20 protein-coding genes and 1 pseudogene are annotated in these 25,504 nt (G+C 71.7%); 11 read left to right on the top strand and 10 right to left on the bottom strand.

Annotated features, from left to right (window positions below; all coding sequences use genetic code 11):
* The first annotated feature begins 40 nt into the window (after window positions 1–40).
* Complete coding sequence (locus tag ABZ919_RS16055; RefSeq protein WP_361247782.1) at window positions 41–658, top strand: hypothetical protein; 618 nt, start codon at window positions 41–43, stop codon at window positions 656–658.
* Window positions 659–744: 86 nt separating this feature from the next.
* On the opposite strand, the gene ABZ919_RS16050 is transcribed toward ABZ919_RS16055, so the two are convergent.
* Together ABZ919_RS16050 and ABZ919_RS16045 are read right to left on the bottom strand one after the other, a co-directional pair.
* Window positions 745–1,545, bottom strand: coding sequence for a sugar phosphate isomerase/epimerase family protein (locus tag ABZ919_RS16050; protein ID WP_361247780.1), 801 nt, complete (start codon window positions 1,543–1,545; stop codon window positions 745–747).
* 17 nt (window positions 1,546–1,562) lie between these two features.
* Window positions 1,563–2,492 (bottom strand): bifunctional helix-turn-helix transcriptional regulator/GNAT family N-acetyltransferase, encoded by a 930-nt coding sequence (locus ABZ919_RS16045; protein ID WP_361247778.1) that lies wholly within the window; start codon window positions 2,490–2,492, stop codon window positions 1,563–1,565.
* A 380-nt stretch (window positions 2,493–2,872) separates the two neighbouring features.
* On the opposite strand from ABZ919_RS16045, the gene ABZ919_RS16040 reads away from it, so the two are divergent.
* Window positions 2,873–3,148: a hypothetical protein gene (locus tag ABZ919_RS16040; protein ID WP_361247776.1), complete on the top strand. Its 276-nt coding sequence runs from the start codon at window positions 2,873–2,875 to the stop codon at window positions 3,146–3,148.
* Window positions 3,149–3,275: 127 nt separating this feature from the next.
* On the top strand, window positions 3,276–4,568 hold the full coding sequence (locus tag ABZ919_RS16035) for an FAD-dependent monooxygenase (protein WP_361247774.1): 1,293 nt from the start codon (window positions 3,276–3,278) through the stop codon (window positions 4,566–4,568).
* Here the strand turns inward: ABZ919_RS16035 and ABZ919_RS16030 are convergent.
* Window positions 4,520–5,569, bottom strand: coding sequence for a LacI family DNA-binding transcriptional regulator (locus ABZ919_RS16030; RefSeq protein WP_361247773.1), 1,050 nt, complete (start codon window positions 5,567–5,569; stop codon window positions 4,520–4,522). The genes ABZ919_RS16035 and ABZ919_RS16030 overlap by 49 nt on opposite strands.
* 250 nt (window positions 5,570–5,819) lie before the next feature.
* Between ABZ919_RS16030 and ABZ919_RS16025 the strand changes: the two genes are divergently transcribed.
* From ABZ919_RS16025 to ABZ919_RS16015, 3 genes are read left to right on the top strand one after another with little or no spacing between them, the layout of a single operon-like run.
* Window positions 5,820–6,971 (top strand): Gfo/Idh/MocA family oxidoreductase, encoded by a 1,152-nt coding sequence (locus ABZ919_RS16025; protein WP_361247771.1) that lies wholly within the window; start codon window positions 5,820–5,822, stop codon window positions 6,969–6,971.
* On the top strand, window positions 6,968–8,119 hold the full coding sequence (locus ABZ919_RS16020) for a dihydrodipicolinate synthase family protein (RefSeq protein WP_361247769.1): 1,152 nt from the start codon (window positions 6,968–6,970) through the stop codon (window positions 8,117–8,119). The genes ABZ919_RS16025 and ABZ919_RS16020 overlap by 4 nt, the downstream gene beginning before the upstream one ends.
* A 29-nt stretch (window positions 8,120–8,148) precedes the next feature.
* Window positions 8,149–8,946 (top strand): sugar phosphate isomerase/epimerase family protein, encoded by a 798-nt coding sequence (locus ABZ919_RS16015; protein ID WP_361247767.1) that lies wholly within the window; start codon window positions 8,149–8,151, stop codon window positions 8,944–8,946.
* A 227-nt stretch (window positions 8,947–9,173) separates the two neighbouring features.
* On the opposite strand, the gene ABZ919_RS16010 is transcribed toward ABZ919_RS16015, so the two are convergent.
* A complete protein-coding gene (locus tag ABZ919_RS16010) occupies window positions 9,174–10,076 on the bottom strand; it encodes a ribokinase (protein WP_361247765.1) in 903 nt (300 codons plus the stop codon).
* Between the two features lie 351 nt (window positions 10,077–10,427).
* Here ABZ919_RS16010 and ABZ919_RS16005 point away from each other — a divergent pair, with 351 nt between their 5' ends.
* Both ABZ919_RS16005 and ABZ919_RS16000 read left to right on the top strand, forming a co-directional pair.
* Complete coding sequence (locus ABZ919_RS16005; RefSeq protein WP_361247763.1) at window positions 10,428–12,680, top strand: ATP-dependent RecD-like DNA helicase; 2,253 nt, start codon at window positions 10,428–10,430, stop codon at window positions 12,678–12,680.
* Between the two features lie 238 nt (window positions 12,681–12,918).
* A complete protein-coding gene (locus ABZ919_RS16000) occupies window positions 12,919–14,208 on the top strand; it encodes a citrate synthase (RefSeq protein WP_361247761.1) in 1,290 nt (429 codons plus the stop codon).
* A 658-nt stretch (window positions 14,209–14,866) separates the two neighbouring features.
* On the opposite strand, the pseudogene ABZ919_RS15995 reads toward ABZ919_RS16000, so the two are convergent.
* The 4 genes and pseudogenes from ABZ919_RS15995 to ABZ919_RS15980 form a co-directional block, all read right to left on the bottom strand.
* Window positions 14,867–17,151, bottom strand: a pseudogene (locus tag ABZ919_RS15995) (heavy metal translocating P-type ATPase).
* 126 nt (window positions 17,152–17,277) lie between these two features.
* On the bottom strand, window positions 17,278–17,517 hold the full coding sequence (locus ABZ919_RS15990) for a heavy-metal-associated domain-containing protein (RefSeq protein WP_361247759.1): 240 nt from the start codon (window positions 17,515–17,517) through the stop codon (window positions 17,278–17,280).
* Between the two features lie 74 nt (window positions 17,518–17,591).
* Complete coding sequence (locus tag ABZ919_RS15985) at window positions 17,592–18,542, bottom strand: PrsW family intramembrane metalloprotease (protein WP_361247757.1); 951 nt, start codon at window positions 18,540–18,542, stop codon at window positions 17,592–17,594.
* Between the two features lie 151 nt (window positions 18,543–18,693).
* A complete protein-coding gene (locus ABZ919_RS15980; RefSeq protein ID WP_361247755.1) occupies window positions 18,694–19,368 on the bottom strand; it encodes a TetR family transcriptional regulator in 675 nt (224 codons plus the stop codon).
* A gap of 161 nt (window positions 19,369–19,529) precedes the next feature.
* Between ABZ919_RS15980 and ABZ919_RS15975 the strand changes: the two genes are divergently transcribed.
* Window positions 19,530–21,803, top strand: a complete 2,274-nt coding sequence (locus tag ABZ919_RS15975) for an MMPL family transporter (RefSeq protein WP_361247754.1) — start codon at window positions 19,530–19,532, stop codon at window positions 21,801–21,803.
* Window positions 21,804–21,833: 30 nt separating this feature from the next.
* Window positions 21,834–22,877 (top strand): zinc-dependent alcohol dehydrogenase family protein, encoded by a 1,044-nt coding sequence (locus ABZ919_RS15970; RefSeq protein ID WP_361247752.1) that lies wholly within the window; start codon window positions 21,834–21,836, stop codon window positions 22,875–22,877.
* 95 nt (window positions 22,878–22,972) lie between these two features.
* On the opposite strand, the gene ABZ919_RS15965 is transcribed toward ABZ919_RS15970, so the two are convergent.
* Together ABZ919_RS15965 and ABZ919_RS15960 are read right to left on the bottom strand one after the other, a co-directional pair.
* Window positions 22,973–23,167, bottom strand: a complete 195-nt coding sequence (locus ABZ919_RS15965) for a MerR family transcriptional regulator (RefSeq protein ID WP_361247751.1) — start codon at window positions 23,165–23,167, stop codon at window positions 22,973–22,975.
* Window positions 23,168–23,500: 333 nt separating this feature from the next.
* A complete protein-coding gene (locus ABZ919_RS15960; protein WP_361247749.1) occupies window positions 23,501–24,418 on the bottom strand; it encodes a sugar phosphate isomerase/epimerase in 918 nt (305 codons plus the stop codon).
* Window positions 24,419–24,542: 124 nt separating this feature from the next.
* Between ABZ919_RS15960 and iolC the strand changes: the two genes are divergently transcribed.
* Window positions 24,543–25,493 (top strand): 5-dehydro-2-deoxygluconokinase, encoded by a 951-nt coding sequence (gene iolC, locus ABZ919_RS15955; protein WP_361247747.1) that lies wholly within the window; start codon window positions 24,543–24,545, stop codon window positions 25,491–25,493.
* Window positions 25,494–25,504 lie beyond the last annotated feature (11 nt).

Genomic DNA, 25,504 nt, shown 5'->3' with positions numbered 1-25,504 from the left:
GCCGAGGGCCACGCTGGACCGGGGTGGCAGGGGGGTGGCGATGCCTGGGAAGGGTGCCGCAGGAGTGGTGTGCCTCGTGTGGCTGCTGGCGGCCGCCCTGCTGACCGGCTGCCGGGGCCCCGCGGGCGCCCCCGTCGGCGACGCCCGTCCCACCCCGGCCGCGACCGGCGGCTACGGCGCCGAGTTCCTCGCGGTCGGCGAGTGCAGCTCCTTCGGCACGACCAGCTTCACGGAGGTGCCCTGCGCGAGCGAGCGCGCGGCGGCCAGGGTCGTCGCCCGTTACGACGGCGCGGTCGCCGACGGCCCCCTGTGCCCGGGCACCACCGACTTCGTCCTGCACATCAGCGCCCAGTCCGCGGACGCCGACGAGGACGGCGACGGCGCGATCGCCCAGGGCTACGCATGCATGCGCAACCTGGAGCCCCCGCACCCCGGCGACCCGGGGGGCGGGGGCGGTCCGCGCACGATCCCCGGCGACTGCGTGTACACCTCCGGCGCGGGCCAGGTCCGTGAGACCCCCTGCGACGGTTCCGGCAAGCACCGCCCCCAGTACCGGATCACCGAGGCGGTGCCCGCGCGGGAGGACTGCCCGCCGTCGACGGTGCTCTACGTCCAGCTGGGCGGGACCCGACCGGTGGGCTGCGCCCGGAGGATCTAGGGAGCAATCGGAGCAATCGGAGCAACCGACCTCGTATCAGGGGAAGTAGGGCCGGGCTGTGTCGCACCGCCCGGCCCCCCAGAGCGCTAGGCCGCCTCGCCCAGCAACCTCAGCAGGTGGTCCCGGCCGGACCCGAGCAGCTCCGGAAGCGGTGCGGCCCCCTCGTACCAACGCTTCTCGTACTCCCAGCACAGCCAGCCGTCCCAGCCGTGCCGGCAGAGCACGTCCACGCACTCGGTCAGGGGCAGCACGCCCGTGCCGAGCGGCAGCGGGGTGGTGTCCTCGGCCGAGGCGATGTCCTTGACCTGCACATAGCCGAGGTGCGGGGCGAGGGCCGCGTAGGTGTCGGCGGGCTGCTCGCCCCCCAGCCAGGTGTGCATCACGTCCCACAGCGCGCCGACCTGGCGGTGTCCGACCGGGCCGAGGACGCGGATGGCGTCGGCCCCGGTGCGGTGCGAGTCGTGTGTCTCCAGCAGGATTCGCACCCCCAGCGCGCCGGCGTCCTCGGCCGCGGTGCCCAGCCGGCGGGCGGCCACGGCGTCGGACTCCTCGCGGGGGAGGCCGGGGTCGGCACCGGGGAGGACCCGGACGAAGGGCGCGCCCAGGTCGTGGGCGAGGTGCAGCAGGTCCCGGATCTCCGTCAGCACGGGCGCGTCGTCACCGGGCGCGGCGACTCGCGCGTACCCGGCGACACCCAGCACCTCGACGCCGGCCTCCTTGAACAGGTCCGCGGTCGCGGTGCGTTGGGCGGGGGCGAGGCCGGGATGCACCGGTTCGTCGGGGTGGGCGCGCAGTTCGACGCCGTGGTATCCGTGCGCGGTCGCGAGCGCCAGGACCTCAGGGACGGGCAGGCCGGGGACACCGAGAGTGGAGAACGCCAGCTTCATGGGGCGGACCCTACTCGTCACGCGCCCGGATCGCGCAGATCCAGCCGCCAGTCCTGGCCGACGAGATCCTTGCCGAAGGACCGGTGCGGTTTCTCGGCGACCAGGACGAAGCCGTGCCGCTGGTAGATCCGGCGGGCACCGCTCAGCACGTCGTTGGTCCACAGCACCAGCTCCCGGTAGCCGACTGCGCGCGCGAAGTCGATCACGGCCCGCACCAGCCGGTCGCCGACGCCGTGCCCGCGCGCCTCGGGCTCGACCAGGAGCAGCCGCAGCCGCGCGGTACCGGGCGCCTCGTCCCGTACGCACATCACGCAGCCCACCGCCCGGCCCGCCTGCTCGGCGATCCACACCCGTTCCAGATGCGGGTCGTGATCCTCGGCGAAGTCGGCGACGATCCGGGCGACCAGGCCCTCGTAGTCGGCGTTCCAGCCGTGTTCGCCCGCGTAGAGGGCGGCGTTGCGCTGGACGATCCAGCCGAGGTCGCCGGCCCGCGGCTCGCGCAGCACGACCTCGGCGGACCGCGCGGATTCCGCGCCGAGGACGTCCCGGATGGTGCGCATCGCCTCCGCCAGCCGTGGCCGCTCGGCCGGGGCCACGGTGTCGAGCAGGGCTGCGACCGTGTCCCGGGCCCGCGCGTCCAGCAGGGCGGCGGCCTCCCGCCCGCGCGCCGTGAGCTGCACCCGGCGCCGGCGCGGATCGCTCTGCGAGGGACCGCGCTCGATCAGCCCGGCGCCCTCGAACTTGTTCAGGATCCGGCTGAGATACCCGGCGTCGAGGTGGAGCAGGGAGCGCAGGTCGGCCACGTCCCGGTGCGGGGCCTGGGCGAGTTCGTACAGCACGCGCGCTTCGGTGAGGGTGTACGGGGCGTAGAGATGACGGCCGTGGTCGAGAGCGCCGATGACGCCCGTGTAGAAGCGGTTGAAGGCGCGGACGTCCTGGACGGTCATGATCGCCCCCGGATGTTTGACTGCGTCAGAGATGCCGTACCCGCGAGCGTAGACCCGCCGCCCGCCGGCGTCGACCGACAGGCCGCCCAGACGCGAATCCGCCTGCGGGGCAAGGGTGTTGGCAGCCGGACCCCGGTCCGCTCCCTTTACCTTTTCTTTAGATCGCTCCCGGGCTCTCGTTTTGACGGCGACGCGATCTCAACGTACGTTTAAATCGAACGTCACTTATATCCCTTTTGTCGGGAAGTGGCGGTCCGTCGCCGGAGCGCGAATCGCAGGTGGCGGACGGCGCACGGAGCTACGCGCAGGTTCCGGCGCGCAGGCGACGGCCCGTCGAGGCCGCCGGAAAATCAATCACACCCTCCGGAGAGGGGATCATCATGCGCGCACACAGCACCCGTATGAAGAGAGTGGCCATCGCAGTGTGCTCGGCACCGATCCTGGCCCTCGCTGCCGGAGCCGGCGCCGCTCAGGCTGCCACCCACACCGCTGCGCCCACCCACACTGTCGCGTCGTACAACCACGGCGGCGGCTGGGGCTGGGGCTGGGGCGGCGGCTGGGGAGGCGGCTGGGGCTGGGGCTGGGGCTGGGGCGGCTGGGGAGGCGGCTGGGGCTGGGGCGGCGGCTGGGGCTGGGGCGGCGGCTGGGGCTGCTGACTCTCAGGCGTGACCCAAACCCCATGACAGCGAAAGGCGGATCCGGGTGCCCGACCCCATCGGGCACCCGGATCCACATGAAGGAGCCCGTGATGTCTCGATGTGGCCGTGAAGGCGGAGGGACCGGATGAGGATCGTCTGTGTGGGTGGAGGCCCGGCCGGGCTGTACTTCGCGATCTCCGCGAAACTGCGGGGCGCCGGACACGAGATCACCGTGATCGAGCGGGATCCGCCGGAGGCGACGTACGGCTGGGGGGTCGTGTACTGGAACGATCTGCTGGACATCATGCACCACAACGACCCCGAGAGTGCCCGGGCGGTGAGCGCCGGTTCGGTGCTCTGGCAGGACCAGGAGATCCGCCTGCACGGCAGCCGGCACGACGGCACCGCGTACTTCGGGGGCTACGGCTACAGCATGGGCCGCGCGGCTCTGCTGGAGATTCTGACCCGCCGCGCACAGGCGCTCGGCGTCGACGTGCGGCACGGCGAGAAGCTCGACGATCCCGCGGACCTGCCGGAGGCCGACATCGTCGTGGCCGCCGACGGCGCAGGCAGCCGCATCCGGCAGAGCCGTGCCGAACGCTTCGGCACCGAAGTGGACACCGGCCGCAACCCCTACATCTGGCTCGGCACGGACCGGCAGTTCGAGAGCTTCGTCTTCGACTTCGAGGAGACCCCCGCGGGCTGGATCTGGTTCCACGCCTACCCGTCGATCAAGGGGAAGATCAGCACCTGCATCGTGGAGTGTTCCCCGCAGACCTGGCGGGGTCTCGGCCTCGACACACTCGACCCCGAGGACGCCGTCCCGCTGCTGGAGAAGATCTTCCACCGCGCGCTCGACGGTCACAACCTGATCAGCAGGTCACGCGGCGAACCGGCGAGGTGGCAGCGGTTCTCGCACCTCAGCAACCGGACGTGGGTCGACGGCAATGTCGTCCTGGCCGGCGACGCCGCGCACACCACCCACTTCACGCTCGGCTCCGGGACCCGGCTCGCGATGATCGACGCGATCGTGCTGGCCCACAGTCTGTCGCAGTACCCGGATCCGCAGGTGGCGCTGCGCGAGTACGACCAGCACCGCCGCGCCGAACTGCAGCCCATCCAGGCCGCAGCGCGCACCAGCATGTCCTGGTTCGAGCAACTGGACGACTACCTGGACCGTGACCCGGTCTCCTTCGCCTACGCCATGTCGGTACGCCACGGTAACCAGAGCTCCTGGCGCCACCGGGTCCACCTCGCCACCCAGATCGCCGCGGTGCGCAGGGCGCGGCGCGCCTATGAGAGCGGAAAGCGCTGGTACGAGGACCGGAGCAGGGCGCGAGGCGCCACTGCCCCCGCTGGGACGGTCACTTCCCGAACGGCGGTGGAAGGTCACACGCGCGGTACCCCCGAAGACCCCCGGACCATCAATTCCCCCTGAACGGCGGCAATGCCTCCGGGCGGAGCGTCCTCGCGGCCCATGGCGATGCGCCCGGCCCGCGCCCCCGCCTCGGCGAGCGGCAACCGCACCGTCGTGAGCGAAGGCACCGCGTCCACGCTGAACGGCAGATCGTCGAACCCGGCGACCGAGACGTCGGCCGGAATCCGCAGCCCCGACTCCCGCAGCGCCGCGCACGCCCCCAGCGCGACGGAGTCGTTCGCGGCGACGACGGCGGTGAGGGAGGGATCGCGGCGCAGCAGTTCCAGCGTGGCCTCGTAGCCGGACTGGCGGTCGTAACGCCCGTGCACCGTCCAGCGGGGATCCTCGTCGACGCCCGCGGCCTTCAGTGCCGCCCGGTGGCCCTCCAGCCGGTGCCGGGTCGTCGTGCGTTCCTCGGGACCCGCGATGTAGCCGAGGCGGCGGTGGCCGAGGCCGAGCAGGTGGTCGGTGAGCCGGCGGGCGCCGCCGCGGTTGTCGAAGGTGAGGGCGACGGCCCCGGTTCGGTGCGCCGGGGGCCGTCCGCACAGCACCACGCGGGTCCCGGCCTCCGTGAGCTTGCGCAGCTTGGCCGCGACCGCCGCCGCGTGCGGCGCGTCCTCCACGGCCCCGCCGGTCAGCACCACGGCGGCCGCCCGCTGCCGCTGCAGCAGGGTCAGATACGTCAGCTCGCGCTCGGGGGAGCCGCCGGTGTTGCAGACCACCGCGAGCCGCTCACCGCCCGCCCGGCCACCCCCGACACCCCCGATCTCGGCCTGGATCGCGCTCGCCATGATCCCGAAGAACGGGTCGGCGATGTCGTTGACGAGGATGCCGACCAGGTCGGACGTGGCCGCGGCGAGAGCGCTCGCCGGACCGTTGAGGACGTAGTCCAGCTCGTCCACCGCCCGCAGCACCCGCTCGCGCGTGGAGGCGGCCACCGGGTAGTTGCCGTTCAGCACGCGCGACACCGTCGCGGGTGAGACCTGGGCGCGGGCCGCCACATCTGCCAGGGTCACCGTCATGTCGTCGTCCTCCGGTCGCGCTCGTGTCGTACGCCCTCGTAGACAGCCAGGCATTGCCGCTGGTTCCGGGAATCCGTGGAGCAGACCTTAAAGCCATGGCCCCCGGTCGTTCGCCCCCTCGAACAACTCGAAGGGGACACGGTCTTGTACGGACACCGTCCCGGGGCTAGGTTCTCCAGGGTAGAAAGCGCTTGCTGCACCCGCTTGCCGTACCGATCCAGGGCGTCCGGCGCCCACGAAAGGGACTGACGTGACACGCAAGACGGTGCGTATCGCCATGAACGGTGTGACGGGGCGCATGGGCTACCGCCAGCACCTCGTCCGGTCGGTCCTCGCCCTGCGCGAGGCGGGCGGCCTCGGCCTCGGCGACGGCACCGTGCTGTGGCCCGAGCCGATCCTGGTCGGCCGCCGTGAGCGCGCCCTGGAGGAGATCGCCGGACGGCACGGCCTGGAGCACGTCTCCACCGACGTCGACGCAGTGCTCGCCGACCCGTCCGTCGACATCTACTTCGACTCCCAGGTCACCTCCGCCCGCGAGGAGGCGCTCAGCAAGGCGATCGCCGCCGGGAAGCACGTCTACACGGAGAAGCCGACGGCGACGGGGCTGGAGGGTGCCCTGCGCCTCGCCCGCCTCGCCCGCGACAAGGGCGTCAAGCACGGCGTCGTCCAGGACAAGATCTTCCTGCCGGGCCTGCTGAAGCTGAAGCGGCTCGTCGACAGCGGCTTCTTCGGCCGCATCCTGTCCGTGCGCGGCGAGTTCGGCTACTGGGTGTTCGAGGGCGACCGGCAGCCGGCCCAGCGGCCCTCCTGGAACTACCGCGCCGAGGACGGCGGCGGCATCGTCGTCGACATGTTCCCGCACTGGGAATACGTCCTGCGCGAGCTGTTCGGCCGGGTGAGGTCCGTCCAGGCCCTCGCCACCACCCACGTCCCGCAGCGCTGGGACGAACGGGGCAAGCCCTACGAGGCCACCGCCGACGACGCCGCGTACGGCATCTTCGAACTCGAGGGCGGCGCGATCGCCCAGATCAACTCCTCCTGGACCGTGCGCGTGAGCCGCGACGAACTGGTCGAGTTCCAGGTCGACGGCACCGAGGGCTCGGCGGTGGCCGGTCTGCGCGGGTGCCGCGTCCAGCACCGCTCCGTGACCCCCAGGCCGGTCTGGGACCCGGACGTCCCCGCCACCGAGGTCCACCGCGACCGATGGCAGGAGGTGCCGGACAACGCCGAATTCGGCAACGGCTTCAAGGCCCAGTGGGAGCTGTTCCTCGAACACGTCTACGCCGACGCCCCGTACCACTGGGACCTGCTGGCCGGCGCCCGCGGCGTACAGCTCGCCGAACTGGGCCTGAGGTCCTCCGCCGAGGGCCGCCGCATCGACGTCCCGGAGATCTCCCTGTGACCATCCGACTGCCGGACGCCCAGGGGCGGTTGCGCCGGTACGAACCCCGCGCCGAGCCGCCGGCGATCGTGCCGGGCACCCCCTTCACCTCCCGTACGGTCTTCTCGGCGGCGCATGTCGTGGCCGACCCGTACGCGGACGTGTCGCCCGACTCGCCCGCGGCCGTCGACTGGGACGCCACCCTCGCCTTCCGCCGCCACCTGTGGGCGCACGGTCTCGGCGTCGCCGAGGCGATGGACACCGCCCAGCGCGGCATGGGCCTGGACTGGGCGGCCGCGGCCGAGCTGATCCGCCGCAGCGCCGCGGAGGCCAAGGCGGCCGGCGGGCGCATCGCCTGCGGGGCCGGCACCGACCAGCTCGCGGCCGGCACGCTCGCCGGCATCCGCGCCGCCTACGAGGAACAGCTCGCGGTCGTCGAGGAGTCGGGCGCCCAGGCGATCCTGATGGCGTCCAGGGCGCTGGCCTGCGCCGCCACCGGCCCCGAGGACTACCTGGAGGTCTACGGCCACCTGCTGCGCCAGTCCGCCGAACCGGTGATCCTGCACTGGCTGGGCCCGATGTTCGACCCGGCGCTGGAGGGCTACTGGGGGTCGGCCGGCCTGGACGCGGCGACGGACACCTTCCTGCAGGTCGTCGCCGCGCATCCCGACAAGGTCGACGGCGTCAAGATCTCCCTCCTGGACGCCCGGCGCGAGATCGACCTGCGCCGCAGACTGCCGCGAGGCGTCCGCTGCTACACCGGCGACGACTTCCACTACCCCGAGCTGATCGCGGGCGACGACTCGGGCTTCAGCCACGCCCTGCTCGGCATCTTCGACCCGCTGGGCCCGCTGGCCGCCCAGGCGGTACGGATCCTGGACACGGGCGACACGGCGGGTTTCCGTGAACTCCTCGACCCCACCGTCGAGTTGTCCCGCCACCTCTTCCAGGCCCCGACCCGCCACTACAAGACCGGCGTGGTCTTCCTCGCCTGGCTCGCCGGTCACCAGTCGCACTTCACGATGGTCGGCGGCCTGCAGTCGGCCCGCTCCCTGCCGCACCTCACCCGCGCCTACGAACTCGCCGACGGCCTCGGCCTGTTCCCCGACCCCGGGCTCGCCGAGGAGCGGATGAAGACCCTGCTGTCGCTGTACGGAGTGGACCAGTGACCGATCTCGCGCGCTTGAGCATCAACCAGATGACCGTCAGGCAGCTGACCTTGCCGGAGCTTGCCGAGGCCTGCCTGGAGCTGGGCGTTCCGGGCGTGGGTCTGTGGCGGGAGCCGGTGCGGGCCCACGGTGTCGAGGCGACCGCGAAGCTGGTGCGGGGCGCGGGCCTGGCGGTGACGTCGCTGTGCCGCGGCGGCTTCTTCACGGCGATCGATCCGGCGGCGCGTGCCCGCGCCCTGGACGACAACCGGCGGGCGGTCGAGGAAGCGGCGGCCCTCGGCACGGACACCCTGCTGCTGGTCTCCGGCGGCCTGCCCGCGGGCTCCAGGGATCTGCGCGGGGCGCGGGAGCGGATCGCCGACGCCCTCGCCGAACTGGGTCCGTTCGCCGGGCAGCACGGCGTACGACTCGCCCTGGAGGCGCTGCACCCGATGTACGCCGCCGACCGCTGTGTCCTCTCCACGCTGGCCCAGGCGCTGGACCTCGCGGAACGCTTTCCGGCCGACCAGGTGGGCATCGCGGTGGACACCTACCACGTCTGGTGGGACGACGGGGCGCCCGGGCAGATCGCCCGGGCGGGCGCGACGGGGCGCATCCACGCCTTCCAGCTCGCTGACTGGACCACCCCGCTGCCTGCGGGCGTCCTCGACGGCCGGGGCCAGCTCGGCGACGGAGCCGTCGACATGCGGGAGTGGAGGGGGTATGTGGAGGCCGCCGGCTACACCGGCCCCATCGAGGTCGAGCTGTTCAACGAGGCTCTGTGGGCCCGCGACGGCCGCGAGGTGCTGCGGGAGACGGCCGCACGCTTCGCCGAACACGTCTCCTAGCGAAAAAACCCGAGAAACCCTGCAACCCTTTCCGGGCCGGGAGTGTCGTACCTGTCGTCGGAACCCGGGAGGGGACCCGGGGGGGATTCACGGGGTTCCGGCACGGAGGGGAAAGCCGAGGGGGCGTGCCCAGGCCGACGGGCCGGTGCACGCCCCCTCGAAGTCGTCGGTCGTCACCCGGCGCACCCGGCGCGCCGGTCAGGGGGCGGCCGAGGTCCCCGCCTGCTTCACAGGGCGTCGACCTCCTCCGCCGTCGGGTACGACTCCTGCGCGCCCCGCTTCGTCACGGCCGCGGCGCCCACCCGGACGGCATGGGCCGCCGCGTCGGCCAGTGCGGCACCCGTCCCCAGCTTCCAGGCCAGCGCGGCCGCGAACGCGTCGCCGGCGCCCGTGGTGTCGACCGTGTCCACCTTCACCGACGCCACCGGCGTCACCCCGGAGTCGTCGCACACCAGCGCGCCCTGCGCGCCCAGCGTCACCACCACCGAGCGCGGCCCCTTGGCCAGCAGCAGCCGCGCCCAGTCCGCCGGGTCCTCGCTCACACAGGCGTCGCCGAGGATCACCCGGGCCTCGTGCTCGTTCACGATCAGCGGGTCGCAGACCGCCAGCACCTCCGAGGGCAGGGGCCGCGGCGGCGACGGGTTCAGCACGAAGCGGCCGTCCGGGGACAGGTTCCGTACGACCTCCACGACCGTCTCCAGGGGGACCTCCAGCTGCGCCGACACCACCCGCGAGGCCAGGAACAGGCTGACGGCCGCCCGGACGTCCGCCGCGGTGAGCCGCGCGTTCGCCCCCGGTGACACCACGATGCTGTTGTCTCCGGAGGGGTCCACGGTGATCAGTGCGACGCCCGTCGGCGCCCCGCCCACCAGCACACCGACCGTGTCGACGCCGGCCGCGTGCAGGGAGTCGAGGAGCAGCCGGCCGTAGGCGTCGTCACCGACCCGGGCCAGCAGGGCCGTGGCCGCGCCGAGCCGGGCGGCCGCGACCGCCTGGTTGGCGCCCTTGCCTCCCGGGTGGACGGTCAGGTCGCCGCCGAGCACCGTCTCACCGGCGGCCGGCCGCCGCGCGACGTCGATCACCAGGTCGGCGTTGGCCGAACCCACGACCAACAGGTCGTAGTCATACATCAGTTGACTCCCCTGAGAGACGACCCGGGGCGGACGGCCGTCACCCGAGGTGCGCCCCATGGTGTCACCACGGCCCCTCCGCCGTACGCCCGCCCGTCCAGCGTCCGCCGTTGTCCGCCGTCGAAGCCGCTCGGAGCCGCTCACGTCGAGGCGTGACCTGCTGGGGGAGTGCCCTTCGAAGGGGACCGGTCCTGGCCCACGGCCGCCCGCCCGCGCTGGAAGGAAGCTGCGGCGAGTCCGTTCCCGTCCGGCGCCGCTGGTGCGCCCACGCGCCGAGCCACCCGTAGGCCCGTCCGAGGGCGCCGGGACGAGGCGGTGCCCGGTGTCAGACGCCGCATGTACGGTCGGATCATGTCCAACCGCGCGGGGAACCCCACGACCGAGCACCGGCTCGCCGTGCTCGAAGGCGTGCTGGAGCGGATCACGTACGCCAACGAGGAGAACGGCTACACGGTCGCCCGGGTCGACACGGGAAGAGGTGCCGGTGACCTGCTCACGGTGGTCGGCGCACTGCTCGGTGCCCAGGTCGGGGAGTCGCTGCGCATGGAGGGGCGCTGGGGGTCCCACGCCCAGTACGGCAAGCAGTTCCACGTGGAGAACTACACGACGGTCCTGCCCGCCACCGTCCAGGGCATCCGGCGCTACCTGGGATCGGGGCTGGTCAAGGGGATCGGGCCGGTCTTCGCCGACCGCATCACGCAGCACTTCGGGCTGGACACGCTGAGGATCATCGAGGAGGAGCCCAAGCGGCTCGTCGAGGTGCCGGGCCTCGGCCCCAAACGGACCAAGAAGATCGCAGACGCCTGGGAGGAGCAGAAGGCGATCAAGGAGGTCATGCTCTTCCTCCAGACCGTCGAGGTGTCGACGTCCATCGCCGTCCGGATCTACAAGAAGTACGGCGACGCGTCGATCTCCGTCGTCAGGAACCACCCCTACCGGCTCGCCGCCGACGTCTGGGGCATCGGCTTCCTCACCGCCGACAAGATCGCCCGGTCCGTCGGCATCCCGCACGACAGCCCGGAGCGGGTGAAGGCCGGGCTGCAGTACGCCTTGTCCCAGTCCGCCGACCAGGGTCACTGCTTCCTTCCCGAGGAGCGGCTGATCTCCGACGCCGTGAAACTGCTCGCCGTCGACACCGGGCTTGTCATCGAGTGCCTCGCCGAGCTGGCCCTGCCACCGGAGGACGGCGCGGACCCCGGGGTCGTACGGGAGAAGGTCCCAGGGCCGGACGGCGACGAACCCGTCAGCGCCGTCTACCTCGTCCCCTTCCACCGCGCCGAGCTCTCCCTCTCCTCCCACCTGCTGCGTCTGCTGCGCACCGACCAGGACCGGATGCCCGCCTTCCGGGACGTGGACTGGGACAAGGCGCTCGGCTGGCTGAGATCCCGCACCGGTGCCGACCTCGCCCCCGAACAGGAGGCCGCGGTCAGGCTCGCGCTGACCGAAAAGGTGGCCGTCCTGACCGGAGGCCCCGGCTGCGGCAAGTCCTTCACCGTCCGCTCGATCGTGGAGCTGGCCCGCGCCAAGCGCGCCAAGGTCCTGCTCGCCGCTCCCACCGGGCGTGCCGCGAAGCGCCTGGCGGAGCTGACCGGCGCCGAGGCCTCGACCGTCCACCGGCTGCTGGAGCTCAAGCCCGGCGGGGACGCGGCGTACGACCGGGACCGGCCGCTCGACGCCGACCTGGTCGTCGTCGACGAGGCCTCCATGCTCGACCTGCTGCTCGCCAACAAGCTGGTCAAGGCCGTACCGCCGGGCGCCCATCTGCTCTTCGTGGGAGACGTCGACCAGCTGCCCAGCGTCGGCGCGGGCGAGGTCCTCCGGGATCTGCTCGCCGAGGGCGGTCCCGTTCCCGCCGTCCGGCTCACCCGTGTCTTCCGGCAGGCCCAGCAGTCCGGTGTCGTCACCAACGCGCACCGGATCAACGCCGGACAGCATCCGCTGACCGACGGGCTGAAGGACTTCTTCCTCTTCGTGGAGGACGATACGGAGGAGGCGGGGCGGCTCACCGTGGACGTGGCGGCGCGTCGGATCCCGGCCAGGTTCGGGCTCGACCCGCGCCGGGACGTCCAGGTGCTCGCGCCGATGCACCGGGGGCCGGCGGGTGCGGGAGTGCTCAACGGGCTGCTCCAGCAGGCCGTCACCCCCGGCCGGCCCGATCTGCCGGAGAAGCGGTTCGGCGGTCGGGTCTTCCGGGTCGGCGACAAGGTCACCCAGATTCGCAACAATTACGAGAAAGGGAAGAACGGTGTCTTCAACGGCACCGTGGGCGTCGTCACCTCGCTCGATCCGGTCGACCAGCGGCTCACGGTGCTGACGGACGAGGACGAGGAGGTTCCGTACGAATTCGACGAACTGGACGAACTGGCCCATGCGTACGCCGTGACCATCCACCGTTCGCAGGGGAGTGAATATCCCGCTGTGGTGATCCCCGTCACCACCGGAGCATGGATGATGCTTCAGCGGAACCTCCTGTACACGGCGGTGACACGGGCGAAACGACTGGTTGTCCTCGTCGGTTCACGCAAGGCGATCGGACAGGCGGTGCGCACGGTGTCGGCGGGGCGGCGCTGTACGGCACTGGACTTCAGGCTTCGCGGCTGCTGACCGCCCCTGAGCAGGGGCGTCGAACCGCATCACAAAAAATGATCGATCAAATGAGTCGTGAAGGTCACAGAGCACTTCCAGATGCCGTTCGGAGGGGGCAGGATGGCAGGTTGGCGGCACTGAGTGCCGCCAATAGGCCCAATGGTCGACCCCGAGTGCACTCTCCTGAGCCAAATGGGGGATGGTAGAGACAGTCAGGGCACCTCGAAGATGAGGCACTACGTCGGTGAGGGAAGACGTGAGCGACAACTCTGTAGTACTGCGGTACGGCGACGGCGAGTACACCTACCCGGTGGTCGACAGCACCGTCGGCGACAAGGGCTTCGACATCGGGAAGCTCCGCGCCCAGACCGGTCTGGTGACTCTGGACAGCGGTTACGGCAACACGGCCGCCTATAAATCCGCTGTCACCTACCTCGACGGCGAGGCGGGCATCCTCCGCTACCGCGGCTACCCCATCGAGCAGCTGGCCGAGCGCTCCACCTTCCTCGAGGTGGCGTACCTGCTGATCAACGGCGAGCTGCCCACCGTCGACGAGCTGACGACGTTCAAGAACGACGTCACGCGGCACACCCTGCTGCACGAGGACGTCAAGAACTTCTACAAGGGCTTCCCGCGCGACGCCCACCCGATGGCCATGCTGTCGTCGGTCGTCTCGGCGCTGTCCACCTTCTACCAGGACAGCCACAACCCGTTCGACGAGAAGCAGCGCGACCTCTCCACGATCCGGCTGCTCGCCAAGCTCCCGACGATCGCGGCGTACGCGTACAAGAAGTCGATCGGCCACCCGTTCGTCTACCCGCGCAACGACCTCGGTTACGTCGAGAACTTCCTGCGCATGACCTTCTCGGTCCCGGCGCAGGAGTTCGACCTCGATCCGGTCGTCGTCGCCGCGCTGGACAAGCTGCTGATCCTGCACGCCGACCACGAGCAGAACTGCTCGACCTCCACGGTCCGCCTGGTCGGTTCCTCGCAGGCCAACATGTTCGCGTCGATCTCGGCCGGCATCAGCGCGCTGTGGGGCCCGCTGCACGGCGGCGCCAACCAGTCCGTGCTGGAGATGCTCGAGGGCATCCGCGACTCCGGCGCCGACGTCGACACCTTCATCCGCAAGGTGAAGAACAAGGAGGACGGCGTCCGCCTGATGGGCTTCGGCCACCGGGTCTACAAGAACTTCGACCCCCGCGCCAAGATCATCAAGGCCGCCGCGCACGACGTCCTCTCCGCGCTGGGCAAGGAGGACGAGCTCCTCGACATCGCCCTGAAGCTGGAGGAGCACGCGCTTTCCGACGACTACTTCGTCGAGCGCAAGCTGTACCCGAACGTCGACTTCTACACCGGTCTGATCTACCGGGCCATGGGCTTCCCGACCGAGATGTTCACGGTCCTGTTCGCCCTCGGCCGTCTGCCGGGCTGGATCGCCCAGTGGACCGAGATGATCAAGGAGCCGGGCTCGCGCATCGGCCGCCCCCGCCAGATCTACACGGGTGTCGTCGAGCGCGACTTCGTGCCGGTCGAGGAGCGCTGAGCGCGCACTGAGTGACAGGGCCTGCCCGGGAGGCGGGCCCTGAATCAGTGCTGCAGGGGAAGGCTGACAGCCGAGCCGGGCGAGCGGAACCCGGCAGGCGAGGCCTGGCAAGCGAAGAGTAAGCGGAAGGCGCCCTGAGACGCCGGTCCCCCCACGGGCCGACGACCAGGGCGCCTTCCCATGTCCCGGTGCGGATTCCCCCCACGGGATCCGGCCGGGCGCTCGGAGAGGACAGCGCCTGAACCGCTGTCTGTGAGCAGAACGAGCAAAACTCGTCCCGCTCCAGTGACACGGTGCGATCTGCCGGGACAACGCACGCTGGGAGGGCCGCTCAAAGCTTCCCGTCGCGCGTGCCCCGGCAACGCATCTCTGAGGAAGTCCCCCAAGACATCCCCAGATGCCAGTCAGCGCCCCCCAAGACGCTGCTCTGACATCGCCAACTTAGACCTTCGAACCCCTTCGATGGTTACGTTCGCATCACTGTGATCTGCGTCTCTTGCATATGTCCTTTAGGTACGCAAGAGCCCCGATACGGCGATCGGGGCCCAAGCGTAAGGATGATGCGCGAGCCTTGTGAAGAGCTTATGTGAGGCTCGCGCCGGACTCTAGGGGGTCTCTTACTTCGACTGCGGCTAACCGCCGGTAACCTCGCGGGACTTCAGCGGAAGCGGCGCAGCCGCAGGCTGTTGGTCACCACGAAGACCGAGGAGAAGGCCATCGCGGCGCCGGCGATCATGGGATTGAGCAGCCCGGCGGCGGCCAGCGGCAGTGCGGCCACGTTGTAGCCGAAGGCCCACGCCAGGTTCCCCTTGATCGTGGCCAGCGTCCGCCGGGAGAGCCGGATGGCGTCGGCGGCCACCCGCAGGTCCCCGCGCACCAGGGTCAGGTCGCCGGCCTCGATCGCCGCGTCCGTGCCGGTGCCCATGGCGAGGCCCAGATCGGCGGTGGCGAGCGCGGCCGCGTCGTTGACGCCGTCGCCGACCATCGCCACGGTCCGCCCCCCGCGCTGCAGCCGTCGTACGACGTCCACCTTGTCCTCGGGGAGCACGTCGGCGAACACGTTCCCGGTGTCGATGCCGACCGCCTTCGCGACCGCCTCCGCGACCGTCCGGTTGTCACCGGTGAGCAGCACCGGGGTGAGTCCGAGGCCGCGCAGTTCGCGCACCGCCTCGGCGCTGGACTCCTTGATCGCGTCGGCGACGGCGAGGACCCCGCGGGCCCGCCCGTCCCAGCCGGCCACGACGGCCGTACGGCCCTCCTGCTCGGCCTCGCGCGCCGCGCGGGCGAGCTCCTGCGGGAGCTCGTCGTACAGGCGCCCCACGGTCACTTCGTGGCCTTCCACGCGTCCGCGTACGCCCCGCCCGGGGACGTTCTCGAAGAACTCGACCTCGGGGAGTCTTCCGGCCCGCTCCTCGGCGCCGGCGGCTATCGCGCGGGCGACGGGGTGCTCGGAGGCGTGTTCCAGGGCGCCCGCGAGCCGCAGCAGCTCCTTCTCGTCCTCGCCGTCGGCCGCGTACACCGCCTGCAGCGTCATCCGGCCGGTGGTGACGGTCCCGGTCTTGTCCAGAACGACCGTGTCGACGCGGCGCGTGGACTCCAGGACCTCGGGGCCCTTGATGAGGATGCCGAGCTGGGCACCCCGGCCGGTGCCGACCATCAGCGCGGTCGGGGTGGCGAGGCCCAGCGCACAGGGGCAGGCGATGATCAGGACGGCGACGGCGGCGGTGAACGCGGCGACCGTGTCATCGGTCGCGCTCAGCCAGACGGCGAAGGTGCCCAGCGCGATGAGGATGACGACCGGGACGAACACCCCGGAGATGCGGTCGGCGAGCCGCTGCACCTCGGCTTTGCCGTTCTGGGCCTCCTCGACCAGCTTCGCCGTCCTCGCCAGCTGGGTGTCGGCGCCGACCCGGGTGGCCTCGACGACCAGCCGGCCACCCGCGTTGACCGTGGCGCCGGTGACCGGGTCGCCGGGCCCGACGTCCACCGGCACCGACTCGCCGGTCAGCATGGAGGCGTCGACGGCGGAGACGCCCTCGGTCACCGTGCCGTCGGTGGCGATCTTCTCGCCGGGCCGCACGACGAACCGGTCGCCGACGGCCAGGGACGACACCGGGACGCGTGTCTCGCGGCCGTCGCGCAGGAGCGCCACGTCCTTGGCGCCCAGTTCCATCAGCGCCTTCAGGGCCGCGCCCGCCCGTCGCTTGGAACGGGCCTCCAGATAACGGCCGAGCAGGATCAGCGCGACGACTCCGGCGGCGACCTCCAGGTAGATGGTGGAGGTGCCGTCCATGCGCGAGACGGTCAGGCGGAGCTCGTCGTGCATGCCCCGCATGCCCGCGTCACCGAAGAAGAGCGCCCACAGCGACCAGCCGAACGCGGCCAGCGTGCCGACGGAGACCAGGGTGTCCATGGTGGCGGCGCCGTGCCGGGCGCTGGTCCACGCGGCCCGGTGGAAGGGCGCGCCGCCCCAGACGACGACGGGTGCCGCGAGGGTGAGGGAGAGCCACTGCCAGTTGTCGAACTGCAGCGCCGGGATCATCGCGAGCAGGACCACGGGCGCCGCGAGCAGTGCGGAGACGAGCAGGCGGTGGCCGAGGGCGCCGAGTTCGGGGTCGCGCCCGGGGGTTTGCGGGGCCGCCTCGGGTCCGGGCTCCGGTGGCGCCGGCTCCTCGGCGGTGTAGCCCGTCTTCTCCACGGTGGCGATCAGGTCGGCCACCCGGACGCCCTCGCCGAAGGCGATCTTCGCCTTCTCGGTGGCGAAGTTGACGGTGGCGCTGACGCCCTCCATCCGGTTGAGCTTCTTCTCCACCCGCGCCGCACAGGAGGCGCAGGTCATCCCGCCGATCAGCAGCTCGACCTCGGAGGTGCCGGCTATCGCGGCCGCCTTCTGCGTGGTCGCGCTCTCTGCGGTGGTGCTGGTCATGTCCGGACTCCAGACATCGGACCGGACGGTACGGATCCAGTATCAGCTGGTCGGCACGGTCCGGTCGGGGAAAGGTTTCGGGTCCCTGCTCGCGGTGCGGGACCGGTCGTTCGAGCCCTCTCGCTCAGACCCTGTCGTGCGCCTCAGGCCTTGCCGGCCAGCTCGAAGCCGGCCTCGTCGACGGCGTCGCGCACGGCCTCGTCGTCCAGCGGGGCCGCGGAGACCACGGTCACCTCGCCGGTCGACGCGACGGCCTTCACGGAGGTGACGCCGGGGATCCGGGAGACCTCGCCGGAGACGGAGCCCTCGCAGTGGCCGCAGCTCATGCCGGTCACCTTGTAGACGGTGGTGACGGAGCCCGGAGTGTCGGTGTGGGCGGTCATGTCGTTACTCCTCGTCGAGGCGGGTGGGGCGACTGGGGCCCGCGAGGGAACCCCACGTTTCTCACACTATACCCCTAGGGGGTATTTCTCCAAGAGGTGTCCCGGCGGACCAGTTCCCGCACCCAGCCGACCCCGGCCAGCGCCACCAGGGCCAGCCCGCCGACGGAGAACAGCGTGAACAGGTCTTCCTGTTCGGGACTCGGCCGTACGAGGTGCTCCAGCGCGAACAGCCGCCTCTCCAGCCCGGTGCCGGTCAGCCGGGCGACCGCCCAGATCGCGAGGCCGTGCGTGGCGTTCCACAGCGCGTGCAGAAGGGCGACTCCCAGGTACGCGCCGACGGCCGGCGGGGTGAGGCGGAAGCAACCGTTCAGGCGGCGCCGGGACAGCAGGACGCCGCCGGCGATCGCGGTCCACAGCCCGTGCCCGAAGGGGGCGAGTACCCCGCGCAGCATCTCCGTCTCCAGCAGGGCGCGCAGATCGGTCCCGTTCGTGCCGACGGCCGCGGCGAAGGCGTACCCGGCGCTCTCCAGGGCGGCGAAGCCGAATCCGACGGCCGCGCCGAGCACCAGTCCGGCGCGCAGTCCGCGGACGGCCGGCTGCCGCCGCAGCGCGAACATCAGCGCCGCGAGCTTCGCCGCCTCCTCGACCAGGGCGACGCCGGCGGACGTGGTGAGGGAGGCGGGCGGCAGATGCGCCTCCATCGGCGAGGCGCCGAGCGCGCCGAGGGTCCCGCCGGCCAGGAAACAGCCCAGGATCGCGCTGACGCCCAGGTCGCGGCCGTGCCGCTCGTACGCCCACAGCACGAAGGCGACCGGCACGAGAAGGCTGCCGAGCAGGATCGGTGTCGGCAGCAGCGTGCTGTCCCGCGTCTCGTACGTGCCCCACGCGGTCAGCGCCCACAGGGCGAGTCCACCGGCCAGACTGCGCCGCCACAGACCCGCGCCGATGCGGGGGTACGGCGGTGGCGGTTGCTGGGGGCCGGGAATGCGGGCCTTGGGCGTGCCGGGAGGCGGGGAGTGACTCACGGGGGTCCCCTCGGACAACGTCTGGGCGATTCTGGGCGATTCATCCGCAGCCTAGGCAGATGTGCCGGTCGTCGCAGTCCGGGTGGGCCCCTGGGGTCACCCGCGGGCGGATGTCCTCATGGGTGAGCTGTCGGTGGGCGGCCCGCGTGGATCACCGGCGGCCGATCCGGTCGCCCACCAGCGGTTCCAGGTAGCGGATCAGAACGGTCTTGATCTCCTGGACGTAGGCGGCGCGCTCGGCGCCCTCGTGGGCGAGAACCAGCTCCAGGCCCGACTTGTAGATGCCGAGGCAGACATGTGCCGTGCGGGTGACGTCGGGCGGGGAGGCGCCGGGCATGAGGGAGGCGAGCAGGTCCTCGATCCGGCCGGTCAGGGTGGAGTGCAGCTGGTCGTGCGTCTCGGCCATCCGGCCCGGGATGTCGGGGCCGTGCATCAGCGTGAAGAAGACCGGGTGCTCGGTGTTGAAGGCCATGAACCGGTCGATGGCGGAGCCGACGGCCGTCTCCAGCGAGGTGGCGGGGTCGACGGGAGCCAGCGCCTCGCCGTAGGTCTCCCGCATCTCGTGGACGAGCCGGTCGCCCAGCTCGAGCGCGATCGCCTCCTTGTTCGGGAAGAACTGGTAGAGCGTGCCGGGCGAGACGCCCGCCTCGCGGGCGATGGCGTTGGTGCTGGCGGCGGTGTAGCCGGTGGTGCAGAAGACCCGGGCGGCCGCTTGGAGCAGCTGGGCGATGCGGCGCTCGCCGCGGGCCTGCCGACGGCGCGGCTGCTCCTTCTCCCTCGGCTGCTCCTGCTCCGAGGTGTCCGAGGTCTCCGAGGTGTCGGACACGCGTTATCCCCAGCTCTCCCGAAGGTCATTGACAAACGCGAGCGCTCGCTCGCATTCTGGAGAAACGCGAGCGATCTCTCGTGTTTGCCAGTCTATGGCAATGAGCGGCCCATGCTGCCTGTCTGCGCGGACATGGGCCACGGTGAAGGGGACACCGCACGATGACCGAAGTCAACACGCCAGCGCAGGCGGCGGAGGGGGCGCCGGGCGGTGCGCCGCCCCGTCCCGGCCGCCACACCCGCTTCGTGACCGCCCGGCCACGCCTGTCCCTGCTCGTGGCCCTGGTGCTCACGGCGCTCGCCGTGCTGGCCGGCAGCGGGGTCGCGGACCGTCTCGGCAGCGGCGGCTGGGAGGACCCGGCAGCCGAGTCGACGTACGCCACCAAGGCGCTGGAGCGCGAGTTCCCCGCCTCCCAGCCGAACCTGCTGCTCCTGGTCGACTCCGGCCGCGCCTCCGTCGACGCTCCGGCGGTCACCGCCGAGGCCCGCGACCTGGCCGCCCGGCTGGCCGGGGAGAAGGGCGTGACCGGCGTCGGCTCCTACTGGCAGGGCCGGTCACCGGCGCTGCGCGCAGCGGACGGCCACGAGGCGCTGATCGCCGCCCGCATCACCGGCGACGACAACGCGATGGGCAGGACGCTCGACCGCATCGCCCCGCACTACCGGGGCACGCACGGCCCGGTCCGGGTGAAGATCGGTGGCATCGTCGCCGTCCGGCACGAGATGCAGACGGTCATCAAGGAGGACCTGGCCCGCGCCGAGCTGATCGCGCTGCCGATCACGCTCGTGCTGCTCGTGATGGTCTTCGGCAGCGCGATCGCCGCCCTGCTGCCGCTCGGCATCGGCATCGTGGCCATCCTCGGCACCAACGCCGTCCTGCGCGCTCTGACGTCCTTCACCGATGTCTCCGTCTTCGCGCTCAACCTCACCACGGCCCTCGGTCTCGGCCTGGCCATCGACTACGCCCTGTTCATCGTCCGCCGCTATCGCGAGGAACTGTCCACGGGCGCCGACCCGTTGACGGCCGTCGCCGCGACCCTGCGCACCGCCGGGCGCACGGTGCTCTTCTCCGCCCTCACGGTGGCCGTGTCCCTGGCCGCGATGATGGTCTTCCCGCAGTACTTCCTGCGGTCCTTCGCCTACGCCGGCATCGCGGTGGTCCTGCTCGCCGCGGCCGCCGCCCTGATCCTGCTCCCGGCCGCCCTGGTCCTGCTCGGCCACCGGGTCAACTCGCTCGACCTGCGCCGCCTGTTCCAAGGGCGCCGCGAGCCGAAACCCGCCGAGCGGACGGCCTGGGCGCGGACCGCCGGCCTGGTGATGCGCCGCGCCCCGCTCTTCGCTCTCGGCACCACCGTCCTCCTCGTCACCCTGGGACTGCCCTTCCTCGGCGTGAAGTTCGGCACCGCCGACGACCGTCAGCTGCCCTCCACCGCCGAGTCCCATGTGGTGCAGGAGCACATCCGCGACGGCTTCCCGGGCAACCCCGGGAGCGGCCTGGAGATCCTCGCCGAGGGAAGCGCCACCGAGGCCCAGTACGCCGGCTACAAACAGCAGGTGGCCGCGCTGCCCGAGGTGGCCCGCGTGGACGGCCCGCTCGTCAAGGGGGACACGGCCTACTTCACGGTCCAGCCGAAGGGCGAGGCGGTCGACGACCCGGCCCAGCGCCTGGTCGGTGACCTGCGCTCGCTGGACGCCCCCTTCGGCACCAAGGTGACCGGCACGGCCGCCGTGCTCGTCGACACCAAGCATGCGATAGCCCAGCGCCTGCCCTGGGCGGCCGCGTTCATCGCCGTCGTCACCCTGCTCCTGGTCTTCCTGCTCACCGGCAGCGTGCTGATACCCGTGCAGGCCGTGGTGCTCAACGCGCTCAGCCTGACGGCGATGTTCGGCGCCCTGGTCTGGGTCTTCCAGGACGGCCATCTCTCCGGTGCGCTCGGTTTCACCAGCTCCGGCTCCATCGAGACGACCCTGCCCGTGCTGATGTTCTGCGTGGCCTTCGGACTGTCCATGGACTACGGCGTGTTCCTGCTCTCCCGCATCAAGGAGGAGTACGACCGCACGGGCGACCATGACGCGGCCGTGCGCCACGGACTCCAGCGCACCGGCGGGCTTATCACCGCGGCGGCGGTCATCCTCGCGGTGGTCATGGTCGCCATCGGCACCTCACGGGTGACCAACACCAAGATGCTCGGACTGGGCATCGCGCTCGCCGTGCTGATGGACGCGATGGTGGTGCGCAGTCTGCTGGTCCCGGCGATCATGCGCCTCACGGGCAGGGCCACGTGGTGGGCGCCGGCCCCCTTGCGCCGCCTTCACGAACGGTTCGGGCTCAGTGAAGGCGAGCCTCAAGCGCACCAGGGGAGCGCGGGGGACGGCGCGACCGGCACGCACGAACCGGAACCGGCCACACAACCCGGCGGCGCCCGGGCCCTCTAGTCTTCGCGGAGGTTTCCGAAAGGAGCGCGCATGCGAGCCGTCGTCTTCGACCGGTACGGCGCCCCCGCCCAGGTGCGGGACGTACCCGATCCAGAACCCGCGGAGCACGGCGTGGTCGTCCGGGTGGAGGTCACCGGCCTGTGCCGAAGCGACTGGCACGGCTGGATGGGACACGACCCCGACATCGCGTTGCCGCACGTGCCCGGGCACGAACTCGCCGGCGTCGTCGAGACGGTGGGTTCCCGGGTGACCGGGTGGCGGCCCGGCGACCGGGTCACCGTGCCGTTCGTCTGCGCCTGCGGCACCTGCCCGGCCTGCTCGGCGGGCGACCAGCAGGTGTGCGAACGCCAGACCCAGCCGGGCTTCCACCACTGGGGCTCCTTCGCCGAATACGTGGCGCTCGGCCACGCCGACGTCAACCTGATCGCGATCCCGGACGACATGGCGTACGCCACCGCCGCCGCCCTCGGCTGTCGTTTCGCCACCGCCTTCCGCGCGGTGGTGCAGCAGGGCCGGGTGGCGGCGGGGGAGTGGGTCGCGGTGCACGGGTGCGGCGGGGTCGGGCTGTCGGCGGTGATGATCGCTGCGGCCTGCGGGGCGCGGGTGGTCGCCGTCGACGTGTCACCCCAGGCCCTCGATCTGGCGCGGAAGTTCGGCGCCGCCGCATGCCTGGACGCGACCGGTGTGCCGGACCCGGCCGCGGCCGTCCGCCGGCTGACCGACGGCGGCGCCCATCTCTCCCTGGACGCTCTGGGCTCGCCCGCGACCTGCGTGGCCTCCGTGAACGGCCTGCGCCGCCGCGGCCGGCACATCCAGGTCGGGCTGCTGCCCTCGGCCGACGGCACCACGCCCGTCCCGCTGGCCCGCGCCGTCGCCCTGGAGCTCGAACTCCTCGGCAGCCACGGCATGGCGGCCCACGCGTATCCCGGCATGCTCCGCCTGGTCCGCTCCGGTGTTCTGCGCCCCGACCTCCTGGTGACGTCCACCATCACGCTCGACGCGGCACCGGCGGCCCTGGCGGCGATGGGTACGGCGCCGGGGGCCGGGGTCACGGTCATCGAGCCGTGGAGCTGAGGCCGACTGCGCACCTGCGGTGTACGCCCTCGGCCGCGAACCCGGAGCGACCGTGCCCCGTACGGCAGGTGGGGCGTGGTCGATCGACGCCGGAGTCACATGCGGCCGCGGTTGCGCGGCCGGGAGGCCACCCAGGCGCGGACCGTGTCCGCGTACCAGTAGGGTTTGCCGCCCTCCACATGGTCGGGAGGGGGCAGCAACCCGTGCTTGCGGTAGGACCGCACGGTGTCGGGCTGCACTCTGATGTGCGCCGCGATCTCCTTGTAGGACCAGAGCCTTCGGTCGGTCATGAGTTGCACCTCCCTGCGCGCGCCGCAGCGGCGACCGGGGGCGGTCGTCGGGGGAGCCGGGCGCTGCGCTGGCGATCACAAGCCTGCGCCCGGTGAACGACGCAGAGTGACCGCGGGACAGGGCCTGTCGTCACCATGTGACGCAGCACGCGCGTACATGCGACATGTGTGACACGGAGGCGTTGTTTGTGACACGGCCGCCGCAAAGGCGTACGCCGGGGCGGTCCCGGGGCCCGTGAAAACCACGCGGTCCCGGATCAGTCGACATCGCGTGGGCGGCCCGGAACGCGAATCACCCGCAGCGGACGGAACCCGGCACCCCGGCGAGCGCCCCTACACCCCGCACGACCGAAGGAAGGCCCGAGTCCGCCGGGCGATGGGCAGCGGAGCGTCCGGCTCGCACGGATACATGTCCTGCTCCACGATCGCGAACAGATCGACCCCCAGCCGCCGCGCTGCATCCAGCACAGGACCCAGCTCCGGGACGCCCCGCGGGGGTTCGCACATCACACCCTGTGCCACGGCGGGCCCGAACGGCGTCCCCCCGGCCCGTACGTCCGCCAGGACCGCCGGATCCACCTGCTTGAGATGCAGGTACCCGATCCGTTCCCCGTACGTCTCGATCAGCTTGACGCTGTCCCCGCCGCAGTACGCGTAGTGCCCGGTGTCCAGGCACAGCGACACCAGCTCGGAGTCCGTGCCGTCGAGGAAACGGCTGACGTTCTCCTCGCTGTCGATGTGGGTGTCGGCGTGCGGATGGACGACGATCGTCAGCCCGTACCGCTCCCGCACCTCCCGCCCGAGCCGTTCGGTCAGCGAGGTCAGGTTCCGCCACTGCTCGGCCGTCAGTTCGGACGGCTCCAGCACCTGGCCCGTCTTGTCGTCCCGCCAGAAGGAGGGGATGACGACCAGATGGCGGGCGCCCATCGCCCGGGTCAGGGCCGCGATGTCCGACACGTGCTCCCAGGTCGTGTCCCACACGGCCGCCCCGCGGTGCAGGCCGGTGAAGACGGTGCCGGCCGACACCTTCAGTCCGCGCCGTGCGGTCTCCTCGGCGAGCACCGCGGGGTCGCTGGGCAGATAGCCGTAGGGACCCAGCTCGATCCACTCGTAGCCGGAGTCGGCCACCTCGTCGAGGAAGCGCTGCCAGGGCACCTGCCGGGGGTCGTCGGGGAACCACACGCCCCAGGAGTCGGGCGCCGAACCGATGCGGATACGGGACAGTGAGGAGGAGGGTGACAGCGACGTCATGGGCGCCAGCGTGCGGCCGTTCGGAGAGGCTGTCAAGGACTGGTCCGAATGTCTGGACAAACTATTGACAGGGTTCGCCGTGCGGGACTAGAAAGCCGGGGAGAGCCATGACGAAGGGAAGCCGATGGCCTACGACCTGATCACCATGGGGCGGATCGGAGTGGACCTCTACCCGCTGCAAACCGGTGTCCCGCTCGCCCAGGTGTCGTCCTTCGGCAAGTTCCTCGGCGGGTCGGCGGCGAACGTGGCGGTCGCCGCGGCCCGGCTCGGCCGGCACACCGCCGTGATCACCCGTACGGGCGACGACCCGTTCGGCGCCTATCTGCACCAGGCGCTGCGCGACTTCGGCGTCGACGACCGCTGGGTCACCCCGGTGGCCGGACTGCCGACCCCGGTCACCTTCTGCGAGGTCTTCCCGCCGGACGACTTCCCCCTCTACTTCTACCGGCAGCCCAAGGCGCCGGACCTGGAGATCGACGCCCACGACCTGGACCTCGACGCCGTCCGCGGAACCCGCATCTTCTGGATGACCGGCACCGGCCTGAGCGAGGAGCCGAGCCGTACGGCGACCCTGGCGGCCCTCGCCCACCGGGCCAAGTCCGGCACCACCGTCTTCGACCTCGACTGGCGCCCGATGTTCTGGAAGGACCCCGCCGAGGCCCGTCCCTTCTACGCCGAGGCCCTGCGCCACGCCACGGTCGCCGTCGGCAACCTGGACGAGGTCGAGGTGGCGACCGGCGTGCGCGAGCCGTATGCCGCCGCCCGCGCGCTGCTCCGGGCCGGCGTCGAGATCGCCGTGGTCAAGCAGGGACCCAAGGGCGTCCTGGCGGTCGGTGCGAGCGGCGAGTCCGCCGAGGTCCTGCCCCTGCCCGTGGAGGTCCTCAACGGCCTGGGCGCCGGTGACGCCTTCGGCGGCTCGCTCTGTCACGGTCTCCTCGAGGGCTGGGACCTGGAGAGGATCATGCGGCACGCCAACGCGGCCGGCGCCATCGTCGCCTCCCGCCTGGAGTGCTCCTCCGCGATGCCCACCGCGGACGAGGTGGCCGCCGCGCTCGAGGCCGGAGCGGTCCTGTGAGGGCCGGCCGG

It is taken from the genome of Streptomyces sp. NPDC046759, from assembly GCF_040645475.1.
Classification (GTDB): Bacteria; Actinomycetota; Actinomycetes; order Streptomycetales; family Streptomycetaceae; genus Streptomyces.
Note: the sequence above shows the minus strand (reverse complement) of the source record. Positions and strands in the feature narration are given on the sequence as shown.

Coding starts and splice junctions, on each gene's coding strand:
- ABZ919_RS16055 (WP_361247782.1), top strand. CDS start 41: ATGCCTGGGAAGGGTGCCGCAGGAGTGGTGTGCCTCGTGTGGCTGCTG.
- ABZ919_RS16050 (WP_361247780.1), bottom strand. CDS start 1,545: ATGAAGCTGGCGTTCTCCACTCTCGGTGTCCCCGGCCTGCCCGTCCCT.
- ABZ919_RS16045 (WP_361247778.1), bottom strand. CDS start 2,492: ATGACCGTCCAGGACGTCCGCGCCTTCAACCGCTTCTACACGGGCGTC.
- ABZ919_RS16040 (WP_361247776.1), top strand. CDS start 2,873: ATGCGCGCACACAGCACCCGTATGAAGAGAGTGGCCATCGCAGTGTGC.
- ABZ919_RS16035 (WP_361247774.1), top strand. CDS start 3,276: ATGAGGATCGTCTGTGTGGGTGGAGGCCCGGCCGGGCTGTACTTCGCG.
- ABZ919_RS16030 (WP_361247773.1), bottom strand. CDS start 5,569: ATGACGGTGACCCTGGCAGATGTGGCGGCCCGCGCCCAGGTCTCACCC.
- ABZ919_RS16015 (WP_361247767.1), top strand. CDS start 8,149: ATGACCGTCAGGCAGCTGACCTTGCCGGAGCTTGCCGAGGCCTGCCTG.
- ABZ919_RS16010 (WP_361247765.1), bottom strand. CDS start 10,076: ATGTATGACTACGACCTGTTGGTCGTGGGTTCGGCCAACGCCGACCTG.
- ABZ919_RS16005 (WP_361247763.1), top strand. CDS start 10,428: ATGTCCAACCGCGCGGGGAACCCCACGACCGAGCACCGGCTCGCCGTG.
- ABZ919_RS15990 (WP_361247759.1), bottom strand. CDS start 17,517: ATGACCGCCCACACCGACACTCCGGGCTCCGTCACCACCGTCTACAAG.
- ABZ919_RS15975 (WP_361247754.1), top strand. CDS start 19,530: ATGACCGAAGTCAACACGCCAGCGCAGGCGGCGGAGGGGGCGCCGGGC.
- ABZ919_RS15970 (WP_361247752.1), top strand. CDS start 21,834: ATGCGAGCCGTCGTCTTCGACCGGTACGGCGCCCCCGCCCAGGTGCGG.
- ABZ919_RS15965 (WP_361247751.1), bottom strand. CDS start 23,167: ATGACCGACCGAAGGCTCTGGTCCTACAAGGAGATCGCGGCGCACATC.
- ABZ919_RS15960 (WP_361247749.1), bottom strand. CDS start 24,418: ATGACGTCGCTGTCACCCTCCTCCTCACTGTCCCGTATCCGCATCGGT.
- iolC (WP_361247747.1), top strand. CDS start 24,543: ATGGCCTACGACCTGATCACCATGGGGCGGATCGGAGTGGACCTCTAC.